Annotated in this window: 14 protein-coding genes; 4 read left to right on the forward strand and 10 right to left on the reverse strand. The window is 70.4% G+C overall.

Annotated features, from left to right (window positions below; all coding sequences use genetic code 11):
- Window positions 1-425: 425 nt before the first annotated feature.
- The 9 genes from ABZ348_RS04970 to ABZ348_RS05010 all read right to left on the reverse strand — a co-directional run bounded on the left by ABZ348_RS04970 (window position 426) and on the right by ABZ348_RS05010 (window position 11,264).
- Entirely contained in the window at window positions 426-1,577 is a 1,152-nt protein-coding gene (locus ABZ348_RS04970) for a GNAT family N-acetyltransferase (RefSeq protein ID WP_358929405.1), read from the reverse strand.
- Window positions 1,577-2,293 (reverse strand): lipopolysaccharide biosynthesis protein, encoded by a 717-nt coding sequence (locus ABZ348_RS04975; RefSeq protein ID WP_358929407.1) that lies wholly within the window; start codon window positions 2,291-2,293, stop codon window positions 1,577-1,579. The genes ABZ348_RS04970 and ABZ348_RS04975 overlap by 1 nt, the downstream gene beginning before the upstream one ends.
- Window positions 2,290-3,537 carry a glycosyltransferase gene (locus tag ABZ348_RS04980; RefSeq protein ID WP_358929409.1) on the reverse strand — a complete coding sequence of 416 codons (1,248 nt, stop codon included), beginning with the start codon at window positions 3,535-3,537 and terminating at the stop codon, window positions 2,290-2,292. The genes ABZ348_RS04975 and ABZ348_RS04980 overlap by 4 nt, the downstream gene beginning before the upstream one ends.
- Before the next feature lie 5 nt (window positions 3,538-3,542).
- Window positions 3,543-4,295 carry a polysaccharide deacetylase family protein gene (locus tag ABZ348_RS04985; protein WP_358929411.1) on the reverse strand — a complete coding sequence of 251 codons (753 nt, stop codon included), beginning with the start codon at window positions 4,293-4,295 and terminating at the stop codon, window positions 3,543-3,545.
- Window positions 4,285-6,033, reverse strand: coding sequence for a lipid II flippase MurJ (locus ABZ348_RS04990; RefSeq protein WP_358929413.1), 1,749 nt, complete (start codon window positions 6,031-6,033; stop codon window positions 4,285-4,287). The genes ABZ348_RS04985 and ABZ348_RS04990 overlap by 11 nt, the downstream gene beginning before the upstream one ends.
- A complete protein-coding gene (locus ABZ348_RS04995; protein WP_358929415.1) occupies window positions 6,030-7,385 on the reverse strand; it encodes an O-antigen ligase family protein in 1,356 nt (451 codons plus the stop codon). The genes ABZ348_RS04990 and ABZ348_RS04995 overlap by 4 nt, the downstream gene beginning before the upstream one ends.
- A 2-nt stretch (window positions 7,386-7,387) precedes the next feature.
- Window positions 7,388-8,896, reverse strand: coding sequence for an exopolysaccharide biosynthesis polyprenyl glycosylphosphotransferase (locus tag ABZ348_RS05000; protein WP_358929417.1), 1,509 nt, complete (start codon window positions 8,894-8,896; stop codon window positions 7,388-7,390).
- Entirely contained in the window at window positions 8,893-10,077 is a 1,185-nt protein-coding gene (locus tag ABZ348_RS05005) for a glycosyltransferase (RefSeq protein WP_358929419.1), read from the reverse strand. The genes ABZ348_RS05000 and ABZ348_RS05005 overlap by 4 nt, the downstream gene beginning before the upstream one ends.
- A 62-nt stretch (window positions 10,078-10,139) precedes the next feature.
- Window positions 10,140-11,264 carry a DUF3344 domain-containing protein gene (locus ABZ348_RS05010; protein WP_358929421.1) on the reverse strand — a complete coding sequence of 375 codons (1,125 nt, stop codon included), beginning with the start codon at window positions 11,262-11,264 and terminating at the stop codon, window positions 10,140-10,142.
- A gap of 517 nt (window positions 11,265-11,781) precedes the next feature.
- Here ABZ348_RS05010 and ABZ348_RS05015 point away from each other — a divergent pair.
- On the forward strand, window positions 11,782-12,072 hold the full coding sequence (locus ABZ348_RS05015) for a hypothetical protein (protein ID WP_358929423.1): 291 nt from the start codon (window positions 11,782-11,784) through the stop codon (window positions 12,070-12,072).
- 217 nt (window positions 12,073-12,289) lie between these two features.
- Here the strand turns inward: ABZ348_RS05015 and ABZ348_RS05020 are convergent, their stop codons facing one another.
- Entirely contained in the window at window positions 12,290-12,529 is a 240-nt protein-coding gene (locus ABZ348_RS05020; protein ID WP_358929425.1) for a chaplin, read from the reverse strand.
- Window positions 12,530-12,770: 241 nt separating this feature from the next.
- Here ABZ348_RS05020 and ABZ348_RS05025 point away from each other — a divergent pair, with 241 nt between their 5' ends.
- The 3 genes from ABZ348_RS05025 (at window position 12,771) to ABZ348_RS05035 (ending at window position 14,641) form a co-directional block, all read left to right on the forward strand.
- A complete protein-coding gene (locus ABZ348_RS05025) occupies window positions 12,771-13,181 on the forward strand; it encodes a rodlin (protein WP_358929427.1) in 411 nt (136 codons plus the stop codon).
- Between the two features lie 494 nt (window positions 13,182-13,675).
- Window positions 13,676-14,086, forward strand: coding sequence for a rodlin (locus tag ABZ348_RS05030; RefSeq protein WP_358929429.1), 411 nt, complete (start codon window positions 13,676-13,678; stop codon window positions 14,084-14,086).
- A gap of 321 nt (window positions 14,087-14,407) precedes the next feature.
- Entirely contained in the window at window positions 14,408-14,641 is a 234-nt protein-coding gene (locus ABZ348_RS05035; protein ID WP_358929826.1) for a chaplin, read from the forward strand.
- The last annotated feature ends 146 nt before the right edge of the window (window positions 14,642-14,787 follow it).

A 14,787-nucleotide genomic window follows, 5' to 3' on the forward strand; every position in this document is an offset into this window, starting at 1 on the left:
CCGCGCCGAGCGTGACTCCCACACCCACCGCCACATCAGCGGCGCCCACGACGGCACCCACACCGGCCGAGCCATCCCCCACAACACCGACACCGACAGCCACTCCCACCGCAACACCGACACCGACACCGACGGTCGCGCCAGAGGAGCCCGCTCCCGCCCCGACACCCACGCCCACACCCACCGCCCTGCCGAGCCCGCTGGTGCCCGTACCGCTCGGACCCGTGGCCCCGCTCAACTCCAGGAAGTGGTGCGTGCCCCTCGACCTCGGGGACTGGATCAGCAGATGGGTGTCCAAAGACACGTTCTGCGTCACGGTCCCCTGGCCGGCGACCTGGCCCTTCGGCACCAACAACACAACCGATACAGCCGACTCGACAGCCGACTCGACCAACACTGCCGACTGACACACCGGCAGCAGTCCGCTAGCGCGGGCGGGACTGCGCCCGCCAGTCGTTGAGCCGGGCCCGCCACTCCTGCGCGGCGGGGAACCGTGCCACCACGGTCTCCGCCGCGCGACTGCGCGCCTGTGCTCGCGCGGCGTGCAGCCGAAGGGCGGGCTCCCACGCGGCCGGGGCCATCAGCAGCCGCTGGTTGGTCACGGCCCGGGGCCGCCAGTGGTTCTTGTAGGACTCCTGACCGCGCAGCAGGCTCACCACCCGGCGGCCGGTGGCGTCGGCGTGGTCCGCGTCATGGCGGAGCAACATCGTCGCCACATCGACCTTCTGCTCCCGCAACCCCGGGTGGGCGCCGTACAGATATCCCCCGGAGAGGTTGGCCGAGAGCAGCGTCAGACTGGCGGCGACCACTTCGCCGTCCTGCCGGTACTCGATCAGCGAGGCGCTTCCGTCGCGGATCATGCGCCGGGTGGCCCGTACCAGGTGCTCCGCGAACCGCGGACGCACGTGTTCGAGGGTGACTCCGCGCCCCCGCCACTGGAGTTCATGGAGTCGCAGCAGATGTCCGACGGCATCGGGCACCTCGTCCTCGCTCACCCCGCAGTCCTCGATCTTCAGGGAGTCGATCTTGCGGAGTTTGGCGCGCACCCGTTGCGCACGATGGGCCGGCAGCCGTTTGACCAGGTCGTCCATGGGCTCGGCCGGCAGTTCCAGACAGATCGAGTCCACCAGTCGCCGCTTGGCGCCGCGCCACTGGTCGTAGAGGCACTCGGCGGCGGCACCGGGGCGCACCTCCCGTAGGTCGATGACGGCGTGCCGGGCGGCGGCGAGCAGTCCGCGCTCCAGGGCCGCGAGCGCTTCCTCGATGTGGTCATCGTCGACGAGGACGTCTCCGTAGTCGGAGATGGTCCCGCCGAGGGGGACCAGGACCGGCAGCGGTCGATGGACCAGCATCAGCGGCGCCGCGGCGATGAGCCGGCCCTCCCGGCGCACCAGCACCACCCGCAACCGCCCGGAGGTTCCGTAGGAGAGCCACCACGAGTCCAGCCAGGCGTGGCTCTGGAAGGGGGTGGCGCTGGCGCAGCGGCGTTGGAGGTCGTCCCACTCCGGTCGGAGCCGGGCGAAGGTCCGCGGGTCCCGGCAGAGGGTGACGGCCGCAGCCGTGTGCTGTGCGCTCATCAGACGCGCCCGCGCTGCTTGCCGGTGGCTTCGCCGGCGGGTGCCGGTACCACGGTGGCCGTCGCCGGCTGGCCGGTCTCCGGGGCTGCCGTGCCGTCCCCGCGTGCGCCCGAACGGTCGCCGCGCCGGGGGCGCACCAGGAGGATCAGACCGCCGAGGAGCCCGCCCGTGCAGCCGCCGACCGCGGTGGCCACCCGCGCGGACGGGGAGGTGGGCGAGGCCGGGGGGATGGCCTGGGAGAAGCTGAGCAGTCGTACCCCGGTGCTCTTGGCGACCTGGTTGCTGCTCACGAAGAGGGCGTCGGCGACGGCGTTGGCGATGTCGGCGGCTTCGCCGGGCCGGCTCGACGTGCCGGTGATCGCGATCATGGGCGAGTCGGGCGAGGTCTCGGTCCGCACCTGGCTGCGGAGCTTCCGTACGGGCATGGCGGCGGCGACCCGGGCGTAGGCGAGGGTGGAGTCGCTGGTGGCGATGCGGCCGTACGCCTGGGCGAAGCCGAGCGCAGCACCGGGTTGGGCTTCCTTGGCGGGTACGGCGATCGCATAGCTGGTGGCCGTGTACTGGCGCGGGGCGAGCAATCCGTACGCGGCTCCGCCGATCGCGCCGACCAGCACCCAGACGGGCAGGGTCCACCAGCGGAACAGACGGGCGAAGCGGGCTCGGACGCGCCCCTTCTGCCGGTGGGGGGCGGGCTCTTGCTCGGGCGACTCGGTCATGGGCGTGCCTTCTCGGTCGAGACGGGGTGGAGGGGGTCGGTGCGGTACCGGTCGGCGGACCGGGCGAGGGCACCCGCGTAGACCTCCATCAGGAGTTCGCCACTGCGGGTGATGTCGTAGTGGCCCACGACGGCCGGTGGGGGTTGGCGTCGCTGCCCGGCGGCGAGTTGTCTGCGCAGTGCGGCGACGAGTTGATCGGTGCTGCCGTCACAGCGCAGTGCACCGGGGGATTGGTGGGCGGGCAGGTCGTCGACGGCGGGGCAGGGGCCGTGCAGTACGGGGAGGCCGGCGGCGAGTGCTTCGATCACGGCCAGTCCGAACGCCTCCTCGCGGGAGGCGGAGACGAAGACGTCGACGGCGGAGAGCAGATGGGGAACGGTGCAGGTGCCGGCCATCTCAGTCGGGTGTCCGGCCGGGTGTCCGGCCGGGTGTCCGGCCGGGTGTCCAGTCAGGTCGGGGCGGTGCCCGTCGCCCGCGTCGCCGTCGCACTCGCCGAGCAGCCGTACGCGATCCGCGGCGCCCAGTTCGGTGGCGAGGGCGGCCAGACGGGTGCGTTCGGGGCCGTCGCCGGCCAGCAGCAGTTGGACGCCCGGCAGTGCCGCCACCGCCCGTACCAGTGCGTCGAAGCGCTTCCCGGGCACCAGCCGGCCCACTCCGCCCACCACGAACGCGTCCGGGGGAATGCCGAGTCGGGCCCGTACGTCCAGTCTGGCCTGCGGGTCGTAGCGGAAGTGCGAGGCGTCGATGCCGTTGGGGACGACATGGATGCGCTCGGCCGGTACGCCCCAGTCCCGCAGTCGGCGGGCGACCGTCTCGGACACGGCGACGGTCGCCGTTCCGAGCCGTTCCGTCCCGAGGTAGAGGGCGCGCGTCGGCACGGTCAGCGGCCGGCCCTCGATCTCGGCGGCGCCCAGGGAGTGTTCGGTGGCGACCGTGGTGCGCACCCCGGCGAGGCGGGCGGCGAGGCGCCCGTAGACACAGGCCCGGTAGAGATGGGTGTGCACCAGGTCGTACTGGCCGTGTCGGATCAGTCGGGTGAGCCGGGGCAGCGCCCCGAGGTCGCGGTTGCCGCGCATCCCCAGATGGGTGACGTGGACGCCGTCGGCGCGCAGCCCTTCCGCCACGGACCCCGGGTTGGTGAGGGTGACCACGTCGCAGCGCACCGGGAGTCGGCGCAGGAGCAGCCGCAGTTGCTGTTCCGCGCCGCCGGCCCCGAGCCCGGTGATCACATGGAGTACACGCATCCGGTTCACCGGCCGAGCCGGTGCCGCAGTCGCTTGACTCCGAGGCGTACGGACCGGTCGGCCTGGCTGATGTGGGTGCGGGGAAGGGCGTAGGGGCCGGTGAGCGCGCCGGCGGGTCTGATGGCGCAGGCGTAGCCGTAGCCGGCGTCACGGACGGCGCCGACGACCCTCGCGTCGACCGTCCCGTACGGGTAGCAGAAGCCTTCGGGTGCGGTTCCGGTCAGTTCGGCGAGCCATTGGCGGCTGTGCCAGGTCTCCCGGCGCAGTTCCTCGTCGTCGGTCCGGGTCAGATCGGTGTGGGCGAGTCCGTGGGAGGCGATCTCGATGCCGGCGGCGATGGCGGTGCGGATGCCGTCCTCGCCGACGAGCGGGCGGCGGGGCCCGTCCGGATCCCACTCGTTGGTGCCTCCGATGCGTCCGGGCAGCACGAACAGCGTGGCGGTGCAGCCGTGGTGGCGCAGGACGGGCAGGGCCGCGTCGATGAAGTCGGCGTACCCGTCGTCGAAGGTCAGCCCGACGAGGTTGGCGGCGTGGCCGTGCGCATGGGCGCGCAGCAGGGTGCCCACACCGACGCCGATCAGGCCGCGGCGGCGCAGCCAGCGGAGCTGGAGGTCGAGCCGGTCGCGGGCGACGGTGATGCCGTACGGGTCGTCGGTGGGGTCGGCGACCGAGTGGTACATCAGGATCCAGGGCCGGATGGTGGAGTCGAGGGCGGTGGTGTCGGCGGCGCTGTGGGCCGTCGCCGTGTCAGCGGACATGACGGATCCTCTGTCGGGTGAGTGCCAGCAGATGGACGACTTCCGGGGCCCGGACGGCGAGTCCGGTGACGGTGAAGACCGCGGGTACCACGAGGCACCCGATGGCCAGGGCGGTCAGGGAGTGGGGGGTGAGGGAGGAGGCGAGCCGGCCGGCCACTGCGGCGGCGACGGCGGCGACGGCGAGACGGGCCAGGGCCAGGCTGATGGCGGGCACGTGGATGGAGACCACCCGGGAGCCCAGCCCGTACAGGAGCAACAGGGCGGTGGTGGTGATGCCGGCGGCGTTCGCGGCGGCGATGCCGTAGACGCCCCAGGGCCCGACCGCAGCGGTGCCGGCGGCGACGGTGACGACGAGCCCGACGGCCATGGCGGCTGCGGGGTACCAGGTGGGGCGGCCGGAGGAGAAGAACGGCCGGCCCAGTGCGCCGACGAGGGTGTGACCCAGCAGTCCGGCCGCGTACACGCGCATCACGGTCGCCGTGGTCGCGGTGTCGGCCGCGTCGAACTGTCCTCGTTGGAAGAGGACTTCGATGATCTGGGGCGCGTATCCGAGGATGAGGGCGGTGCCCAGGAGCACGACGAGGCCGGCGAGGGCGAGGTCGTTCTCCACCCGGCGGCGGGCCCGTTCGCGGTTGCCTTCCGCCATGGCCTTGGCGACGGCCGGGAAGGTGACGGTGCAGATCATCAGCGACAGCACCATGGGCATCTGGGCGACCTTCTGCGCGTAGTTCAGGTGCGAGATGGCCCCGCCCGGCAGCGACGAGGCGAGGAACCGTTCGACGAGGACCTGCGACTGCCGGCTGACGGCGAACAGCACGATCGGTGCGACGACCGCGAAGCCGATGAGGGGTGCGGGCTCGCGCTGGCGCGGGACCCGTCGACGCGGGCCCGGCTGGCCGGCTGCGGTGGGGTGGTTCACCTGGCGCAGGAAAGCGGGGAGTTGGGCGAGGACCATCAGCAGGCCGCCGACGGCGACCCCCGCGGCGGCGGCCCGCACGCCCCAGACGGTGTGGAGGGCGAGGACGGTGGCGATGATGCCGGTGTTGTAGGCGACGTAGACGCCGGCGGGGGGCAGGAAGCGGCCGTGGGCGCGCAGGGCTGCGCTGAAGTACCCGGTGATGCCGAAGCTCAGTACGGTCAGGGCGGTGAGCCGGGTGCAGTCGACGGCCAGCTCGGGATCGGCGAATCCGGGGGCGAGGACGCGCACGAACTGCGGTGCGAGGGCGATCAGCAGCACGGTGGCGAGGGCGAGGGCGGTGAACAGCCGCGGCAGGGTGGCGGCGACGAGATCCCGTACCGCATCGCGGGTGGGATCGGTTCGGGGGTCGGGGTCGCGGGCGCGGTCGGCGGCTCGGCGCGCGATGGCGTGGCTGAAGGCGGGGACGAGGAGGAGGGCCATCGCGTCCTCGATGAGGAGGGTGGCGGCCATCTCGGGGACGGTCCAGGCGATGAGGAACGCATCGCTGTCGGTGCTCGCGCCGTAGAACTGGGCGATGGCCTGGTCGCGGACGAGCCCGAGGAGGGCGCCCGCGACGGTGAGGGACGCGGTGACGGCGGCGGCTCGGGCGAGGAAGTTCCCCAGCCGGGGCGTGGCGTCCGCGGCGCGGTCCCGGACCGGCCCGGGCGGCTTCGGTACCGGAGGGGGCCAGCCGGCGGACCTGTCGACCTCCTGTGGGTCCTCCGCGGGTCGCGCCGGTGCCTGCGGTGCCCCGTCGGCCTGTGCGTCCCGGTCGTTCACGCGGTCTTCGCCCCGTCGCGTGCGGCCGGGGCCAGTGCCCACCACGCGGCGAGCCCGAGTACCACCCCGGTGAGCACCGTGGAGGGCCCGCCGATGTCCGCGTACAGGAAGTCCACCGTCTGCCAGAGCATCAGGGCGACGGCGGCGAGACCGCAGTCGGCCGCCCCGCAGCGCGCGCGCAGCCGTCGGAGCGAACCGAGGAGGATGGCCCCCCAACTGCCGAGGAACGCCGTCGCGCCGATGAGGCCCTGTTCGCTGAGGATCAGCAGGTACATGTTGTGCGGCGAGAGCAGGGGCTGTCGTTCGAAGGCACGGCCGGCGCCCGCGGTGTCACTGCCCGATGACAGGCCGATGGAGGCATGGCCGTCGCGGTGGGTGGGGAAGCCCTTGAGGCCGACCCCGTGGACCGGCTCCCCGCGCCACATGCTCGCGGCGGCGGACCACATGGTGTAGCGGTCGGTGACGGATCGGTCGGGGGCGTCGGTGACCTGCGTGATGCTGGTCAGCCGCTGTGCGACCAGTTCGGAGCCGACGCCCAGACCGCCGACGAGCACCACGGACACGGCGGTCAGCACCAGCAGTACCCGTACCGCCCTGGCCACGCCGGTGAGCACGATGACGGCGACCGCGGCCACCGCGGTGGCGATCCAGGTGCCGCGGCTGAAGGAGAGTGCGAGCGGCACGACGAGCGCCGCGGTCGTCGCGATCGCGAGGGGCCGCAACCAGCGCGGGGCACCTTCGGGCGGACGCAACGCCATCGCGGCGGCTGCCAACAACCCGTAGGCGACGACGGTCGCCATCCCCATCACATCGGTGGGCCCGAAGGTGCCGACGGCCCGGATGTCCTCCCCCATGTACGAGGCCCCGGTGCCGGTGACGTACTGGTGGACGCCGATCGCGCCTTGGACGAGGGCGAGCAGTGCCAGCGCTCCGGTGACGACCCGAAAGTCCCGGGCGTCGCGCAGCAGCAGGACCACCGCGATCGGCACGAGGACGAAGACCTGGAGGTAGCGGACGTATCCGGTGAGGCCGGCCATCGGGTCGGCGGCGGTGACGGTGGCGACGGTCACCGCGACGGCGGGCAGCGCGAAGACGACGGCGCAGACCCGGGTGAGGGGGCGTGCGCGCAGCCGGAGCGTGCGCAGCAGACAGAAGACGACCAGCCCCACGGACGCCAGGTCGGCGGGGGCGAGACCGCCGGCGCCCGCCTCGCTGCCGGCGGGCAGGGGCGCAGCGAGCAGCAGGACCGTACCCAGCAGTGGAAGGAGCGGCAGCCATCTCGACCGGAGGACGGCCGTGCTGCGTGCGCTGCTCCCGCGAGGTCGCGACGGTACGAGTGGGAGGGCCGTCATCGTCAACTGCCTCCGAGCCGGAACAGCGAGGTGGCCGTGCGCGCCAGGATGCACATGTCCCGCCAGGGCGACCAGGTGGCGATGTAGTGGTTGTCGAAGCGGGCCCGCTCCTCGATGGACGTGTCTCCACGCAACCCGTTGACCTGCGCGAGCCCGGTGATTCCGACCGGCATCCGGTGGCGGTCGCGGTAGCCGGGGTAGGTGTGGCTGAACTGGGTCACGAAGTACGGCCGTTCGGGCCGGGGGCCCACCAGGCTCATGTCACCGCGGAGCACGTTCCACAACTGGGGGAGTTCATCGAGCGAGGTGCGCCGCAGCAGGTTTCCGGTGGTGCTCATCCGCCGGTCGAGCGCGATGTTCCACCGGGTGGCGGACTCCTGCTCGTCGGTCGGGCGCAGGGTGCGGAACTTCAGCAGGGTGAAGGGCCGTCCGCCCAGGCCGATGCGTTCCTGCCGGAAGAGGACGCCGGGGCCGTCGGCGATGCGTACGGCCAGCGCGCACACGGCGAGGACCGGTGCGGCGCAGACCAGCACGACCGCGGCGACGAAGGTGTCGAGGGCCCGCTTCACCGTCCGGGCGAGCGGACGGTGCAGTCCGCTGTGCAACGGTGTGACGGAGAAGCCCCAGAGGTGGTCGTGGCCGGCGGCCCGCCGCCAGGTCTGCCCCACGGCCGCACCGCCGTCGACCAGCCACAGGGCGCAGCGGTGTTCGGCGAAGAGGGCGAGGAGGGCATCGGACTCGGTGTCCGATGCGGGTGGTTGGGTGAACACCGCGTGACGGACGGCGTTTTGGATGACGGCCCTGCTGACGTCCTGGGTGGAGGTCAGCAACGGCAGGGAGCCCGTGTCGGACGCGGGCGCGGGTACGGTGGCCGCCCTGCCGATGTCGACGTGCCCGACGGGCCGCATCCCGTACTCCGCGTGGTCGTACAGGGTGGTGGTGAGCTGTTGGGTGAGGGCGGTGCGGCCGACGATGAGGACCGATTGCGGGGAACGCCGTGCCGACCAGCGCCGCGCGCGGTGGACGAGGGCGCGGGCGGCGCAGCACAGTGCCGTCTGGGAGACGACGGCGAGCGCGATGTGCCGCCAATCCGCGGCGTACTGCGGGTCGTGGGCGGCAAGGACCTCGGCGATGGCGAGCCACTGCAGCAGCGCGAGGCCGCCGAGTGCGGGCGCGTCCACCAGGGGGGACGGGGAGAGGACGGGACGGTACAGCCCTCGGCAGGCGTGCAGCGCGGGCGGTACGAGGGCCAGCAGCGCAAGGAGGGGCCCGGGCCAGTCGTGCGGTGCCAGCAGGGCGGCGGTCACGGCGTACGCCAGTACGTCGGCGGTGAGCAATCCGGCCAACTGTCCGTGCCGGCGCAGACCGTGGGTGTCCCAGGCGTCGAAGGAACCGTGGGGCGCGGGCCCGCGCCGAGCGCCGCCGCGCGGTGGATGGACGGTGGTCTTGACGGCCGTGGTGACCGACATCGTGCGGGCGGTGTGGTGCGCTGGAACACTCTCCGTCGTCATCGTGTGGCGCTCTTCCTCGTCAGGGGGCGGGGCGAGTTGAGAAGGTCCTGGTAGAGGCCGGACACGGCGGCGGCGGTCGTCCGGAAGTCGCGGGTGGCCCGGGTGTGGCTGCGTGCCTGCTGTCCGAGGGCGTTGCGCAGGGCGGGGTCCCTCAGCAGGGCGGTCACGGCGTCGGCGAGCGCCCGGGGGTCTTCGGACGGTACGAGACCGTGGGCCTCCTGGCCGGGCGGCAGGCTCTCGCGGGCCCCGCTGACGTCGGTGACCACTACGGGCAGCCCGCACGCCATGGCTTCCAGCGGAGCCAGCGCCATGCCCTCCCAACGGGACGGGAGGACCATCAGGTCCGCCGCGTGCAGCCAGGGCCTGACGTCGGCGGTCGCGCCGGCGAAGGTGACGTGCGGCAGGGCGGCGAGGCTGAGGCGTTCGCGTTCGGGGCCGTCGCCGACGAGGACCAGGTGGGCCGAGGGCACGGCGTCCCTGATCCGGGGCCAGGCGGCCAGCAGCACGTCCTGGCCCTTCTGCCGGCAGAGCCGACCGACGCACACGACGAGCGGGGCGTCGACGGGGACACCGCTGAGGGCGCGTTGTTGTGCGCCGGCCCGCCGTTGTGCATCGCCGCCGTGGTCGGTACCGAAGTGGTCCAGGTCGATGCCGTTGTGGATGACCGCCCAGCGGGCCTGAATGCCTGCGGCCTCACCTGCGCGGCGCTCGGATTCGCTGACGCACAGGGTGCGGGTGCTCCAGCGGGCGCCGTGCCGCTCCCATGTCAGTGCGAGGCGGGCGGCGGTGGGACCGACGGCGTCGAAGGACCAGGCGTGCGGCTGGAACACGGTGGGAACGCGCCCGCGGACGGCGAGTCGTGCGACGAGCCCGGCCTTGGCGCTGTGGGCGTGCACCAGGTCGGGAGCCAGTTCGCGGATCAGCCGGGCGGCGGTGAGGACTTCCGGTACGAGCCGTGGGCCGGGTGCCCGTACGGCCTGCCAGGGGTGGACGGGAGCGCCCACCGCCGCGGCACGGGCGGCGAGTTCACCGCCGTTCGGGCAGGCCACGACGGCCCGCAGCCCTTCTTCGGTCTGCGCCTTGACCAGTTCGGTGACGACGCGGGCGACTCCCCCCTCCACCGGCTGCACGAGGTGGAGGATGGTCGGTGGGCTCGGCTCAGTCCGGCTTCGTTGCGGCACGTGCGGCTCTCTTGGTACGTGGGCTGGGGACCTGCTCGGGCGAGCAGCGCCGCGGTCGGGACTCAGCGGCGCGTATCTGCCTGCACGAAGAGAACGCCGAGGAAGTATCCGAGGTTTTCGGCGGAGAACGTGAAATTCAAACGACTACCGCCGGATGCCAGCGCGGGAGAGATGTCGAACACGTCCGAGTCATAGCCCAGGGTGTTCACATGAGCAGGCTGTCGTTTCATCGGATTACCCGGTCCGGTGATGGTGGAGTTCATGATGTCCGTCGCCGGATTGGTCGAACTGGCGAGCTCGAACGCCTTTCCCTGGTCCGCCACCACGTTCACCGCATCCCCGCTGACGCCCCGGTCGCCGTCGTAGGAGACGAATCCGGCCCGGGCGGCAGCGCGGGCGGGAATGCGCAATCCGGCGAGCGCGATGTCGTGGCTCCTGCGGTCGGCGTCCAGGGTCTCGAATCCGTCCCAGATCGAGACGTGGCGCAGCGGCTCGGTGCTGTTCTCGTAGGCGACGACGAGGGTCCAACCGCCCCAGGAACCGACGCCGGAATACCCCATCGCCACATTGATCTGGGTCACCGTGTAGAGACCCGAACCGCTCTGCCTGACCAGGGGGGTGACATCGGCCGAGGCTTGGAACGCATCGCTGCCGTCCGTGTCCCGATGGGCGATCTGGGTATCGGCGAGGACTTCCTTGTACTTGCCGCCGGGTTCGGTGATCAGAATGCGGCCGTTGTCCTTGGGCGGCTTCTGTTCACCGACTCTCAGGTTTCCGCCCCAGTAGAGCCGGGCGTAGGACACCCGGGAGCTCTTGGGCAGGACGAGCTCGGCCCGGCTGGAGTTGTATGTGTTGGCGTCGTCGTCCTCGTCGATGTAGAACATCTCGAAGTCGCCGTTCGTTCCTGACGCTCCCGTTTTGACCGAGGAACAGGAGGAAGGAGCAGTGGACTTGGCGGTCCGACAGGTGATCGAGGAGTTCGCGGCGCGCACGATGCCGCCGTGGTGAACCGCCTGATACCGCTGGGTGAAGGGAATTCTCGACGATTCCTCCACGGCGGCTGGAGAAGTGGCGGCCGGAGAAGTAGCGCCCGGGGAAGTCGCAGCCGACGGCGGACTGCCCGAGAATGCGAGAAGGATCAGCGCAGCCAGGATGCCGCGCGCGGCGAAGCCCGTCGATGTCGTCATGAGGCTGGCTCTCCATGCCTGGTCAACAATGACAAAAGCAGGAGTGCACTTTGTCAGAAAGCTAGTTGGAAATCACGCAGACTCGCTTGTAGGGCCATCTGGAGGTTATCCGAGCTGTAGGTACTATGACCGGCAGCTCAGCAACACCAAAGAGGACGGCGATTGCCCGGTGGATACCGAAAACAAATATCCCTTCGAGTGATTCCGCACATCCCTTTCAGGTGCTGCTCGTTGGGCGCCCGGCCCCGGCTCTCCCGGCCACCCGCACGGGATGCCGCACGGGAATCAGTTCCGTATGGATCTCCCGCACCCCGCAACCCTTCGACCCCGCAGGGCACGTCGGCTTGTCGCACCCCGTCGACGTCGGGCGTTCACCGCACGACCGGTTGATCCGATGTGCGGACAAGAGCATGAGCCTTTGATACGAGGATCTCCGCAAGGGTTTCTCCGACGTCCGCACCTCGTTACCCAAGGCGAAGGCGACGATGACCGTCGCCGGAGAAAGGGATGCGAAGAGATGAAGTACACGAGGGTTGCCGCGATCATCGCCGGCTCGGTGGCCGCGCTCGGCGCGGCGTCTCCGGCCATGGCCGCCACGTCCGGCATGCCTCCCATGAGCCTGAACGGCGGCCTGGCCCACGCGGTGAGCGAGACGCCGCTCCTCAACGGCGGCAGCGGTGACGCCGTCAAGGACGTCGCCGACACCGCGACCGGACTGAACCAGATCAAGGGCGACGCTCCCCAGCACGTGCTCCGGACCGCGGGCGAGCTCACGCCGCTGCTCGGTGGCGTGGAACTGGGCGGCTGAAGCTCGGGCCCGCGGGCCCGAGCACCACGAGGAGGGGGTGCGGCAGTTGAGCCGCACCCCCTCCTCGTGTGCCCGTGCTCCTCATCGACCGAGGACGCGGGCCGTGGATGCGAACCAATTCCCGGGCGTCCGACTGCGCAGCCGTACCGGACGCAGACAGTGGCGCCACCAGCGGATGCCGGTGACGCCACTGTCGATGTGTGGCGCGTGCGGAACGTCAGCTGTTCACACCGGTGTTGCCGAAGGCCGGGTTCAGCAGGCCGATGACGTTGATGGTGTTGCCGACGACGTTCACCGGCACGTTGACCGGGACCTGGACGAGGTTGCCGGAGAGGACACCCGGGGAACCAACGGCGGCACCGTGGGCCGAGCTGTCCGCGAACGCGGAGCCCGCGGCGGCACCAGCGGCCATACCGGCAGTGGCCAGGACCACGGCGACCTTCTTGGCAGTCTTCATGGGAGATAGCACCTTCTGTTCGATGTTCTGCCCAGCGATGGGCTCACACAGATCGAAACGGACGACCGGGGAAGACGACACGGGCGACATCCCCGCTACCCCCTGTTCGGCGGATTGGTCTGATGAACGGCCCGCGAAAGGTCGCGAAGGCCCATTGGAGTGAACCGGGAGAACCAAACGACCGAGGTCGTAGTTGTCAGGGCGCTCCAGCAGTGGGCATCCACGAACAGAAGGACGGAACATGTTCAAGAAGGTTATGGCGACCGCGGCGGTCACCCTCTCCGTGGCGGGCGCGGGCGCAGCAATGGCGCCGCAGGCTATGGCCATCGGGGACCACCAGGGCACCACCTCGGTCAGCGGCAACGGCTCCTCGCAGTCGTACGGCAACTCCGAGACGTACGGCGACCTGAGCCCGCAGCTCGGCCTCGTCCAGGGCTCCCTGAACAAGCCCTGCATCGGCCTGCCGCTCAAGGCGAACGTCGGCTCCCTCATCGGCGCCATCCCGATCGCTGTCCAGGACGTCCCGATCCTCTCGGCGGCGCAGAACCAGCAGTGCACCGAGAACTCCACCCAGGCCAAGGGTGACGAGCCGCTCTCGCACATCCTCAGCAACATCCCGGTCCTCTCCGGCAACGGCGTCGCCAACAGCTGACCCCGTTCCGTCTCCGGTCGGCCCCTGGCGCTCCCGGCCTCCGGAGACGGCGGTTTCCCTCAGCATCACGAGCACCTCGACCCCTTGGGGCGTCGAGGTGCTCGTGCTGTTTCGGCGCCCGGGTCATTGCTTTTGTGGAAGCGTTCCCGGATTCATTCCGCAGACGGGTGAAGTCGCGCCGGTACGGGCCGGGCGCGCTGCTTGAATGGAGCGGGCGGATCGCCCCTGGACTTCTTCTTCGCGCAAGCCTCCAGCCGGCGGCGCATTGCGTCGTGGGGCAGTCGTGCTTCCTGCTTGGCATGGCGCGCGGGAAGACGCGCGGCGGTCCGCCCCTTCCTGCCGGTGTCCGTTTGTATGAACCTCCGCTGATATTCCGTTCGTCATCATCGTCGGGGGCAGTGCCGCATTCGAGTGAACGGGCGGAACCAAACGGGTCGAGGGCAGTTGATCAGTCTGCTCCACGATCGATCGTTCATAGCGAAAAGGGACATCAAGTGATCAAGAAGATTCTGGCTACCGCAGCGGTCACCGCTTCGATGGTGGGCGCCGGTGCGGCCGTGGCCTCCCCGGCCCTGGCCATCGGCAACGACAACGGCACCACCTCCTTCAGCGGCAACGGCGCCTCGCAGACCTACGGCAACTCCGCCACCCACGGCGACATGAGCCCGCAGTTCGCCCTCGTTCAGGGGTCGCTGAACAAGCCCTGCATCGCCCTGCCCGCGAAGGCCAACGTCGGTTCGCTGATCGGCCTCATCCCGGTCGCCGTCCAGGACGTCCCGATCCTCTCGGCGCCGCAGAACCAGCAGTGCACCGAGAACTCCACGCAGGCCAAGGGCGACGAGCCGCTGTCGCACATCCTCAGCAACATCCCGATCCTGTCGGGCAACGGCGCCGGCAACAACTAAGCGCCGAACTGAGTGTGCCCCTGAGCGCAAGGCGTTCGGGGGCACACTCATTCCCCCCGCCGCGGGCGCTGTCGTCCTCGCGAAAAGGGAACGAAGTCACCCCATCGCTTTACGTTGAGTTATCACTTAAAGCAATTTGCTGCCGATCCGAAGAAATATAGTGCGGCATACGAGTGACATTTCGAACGATTAGCCATATGGCGGTTTCCTCCCGGGAATCCACTCGTTACTAGATCTGCGGGGGAGCGAATGCACAGAAAACTGTCGACGCAGCGCGAAGGCCGTCGCTGCGTACGCACCGCCGCTGAAAGGATCAACATGATGAAGCACAAGAAGGCTGCTGCCGTCATCGCGGGTGTCATCATGGCGCTGGGCTCTGCCGCCCCGGCCATGGCCGACGCCGACGCCACTGGTGCCGCGATCGGTTCGCCCGGCGTCCTGTCCGGAAACGTGATTCAGATCCCCGTACACGTGCCCATCAACGTCTGCGGCAACTCCATCAACGTGATCGGGCTTCTCAACCCCGCCTTCGGCAACACCTGTGTGAACGCCTGACTACTTTCCGTCTTCACTGCCGACAATTTGTCAGCAGTGAATAACTGACCATGAGTCAGCAAAAAGGCCCCGGGGTATGCGAAAGCAAGCCCCGGGGCTGTTTCACGCCAACTCATTGCCGATATCGACCAGAGTCGCTAACCCTC

The sequence above is a fragment of the Streptomyces sp. NPDC005963 genome (assembly GCF_040638655.1).
Taxonomy (GTDB): Bacteria; Actinomycetota; Actinomycetes; order Streptomycetales; family Streptomycetaceae; genus Streptomyces.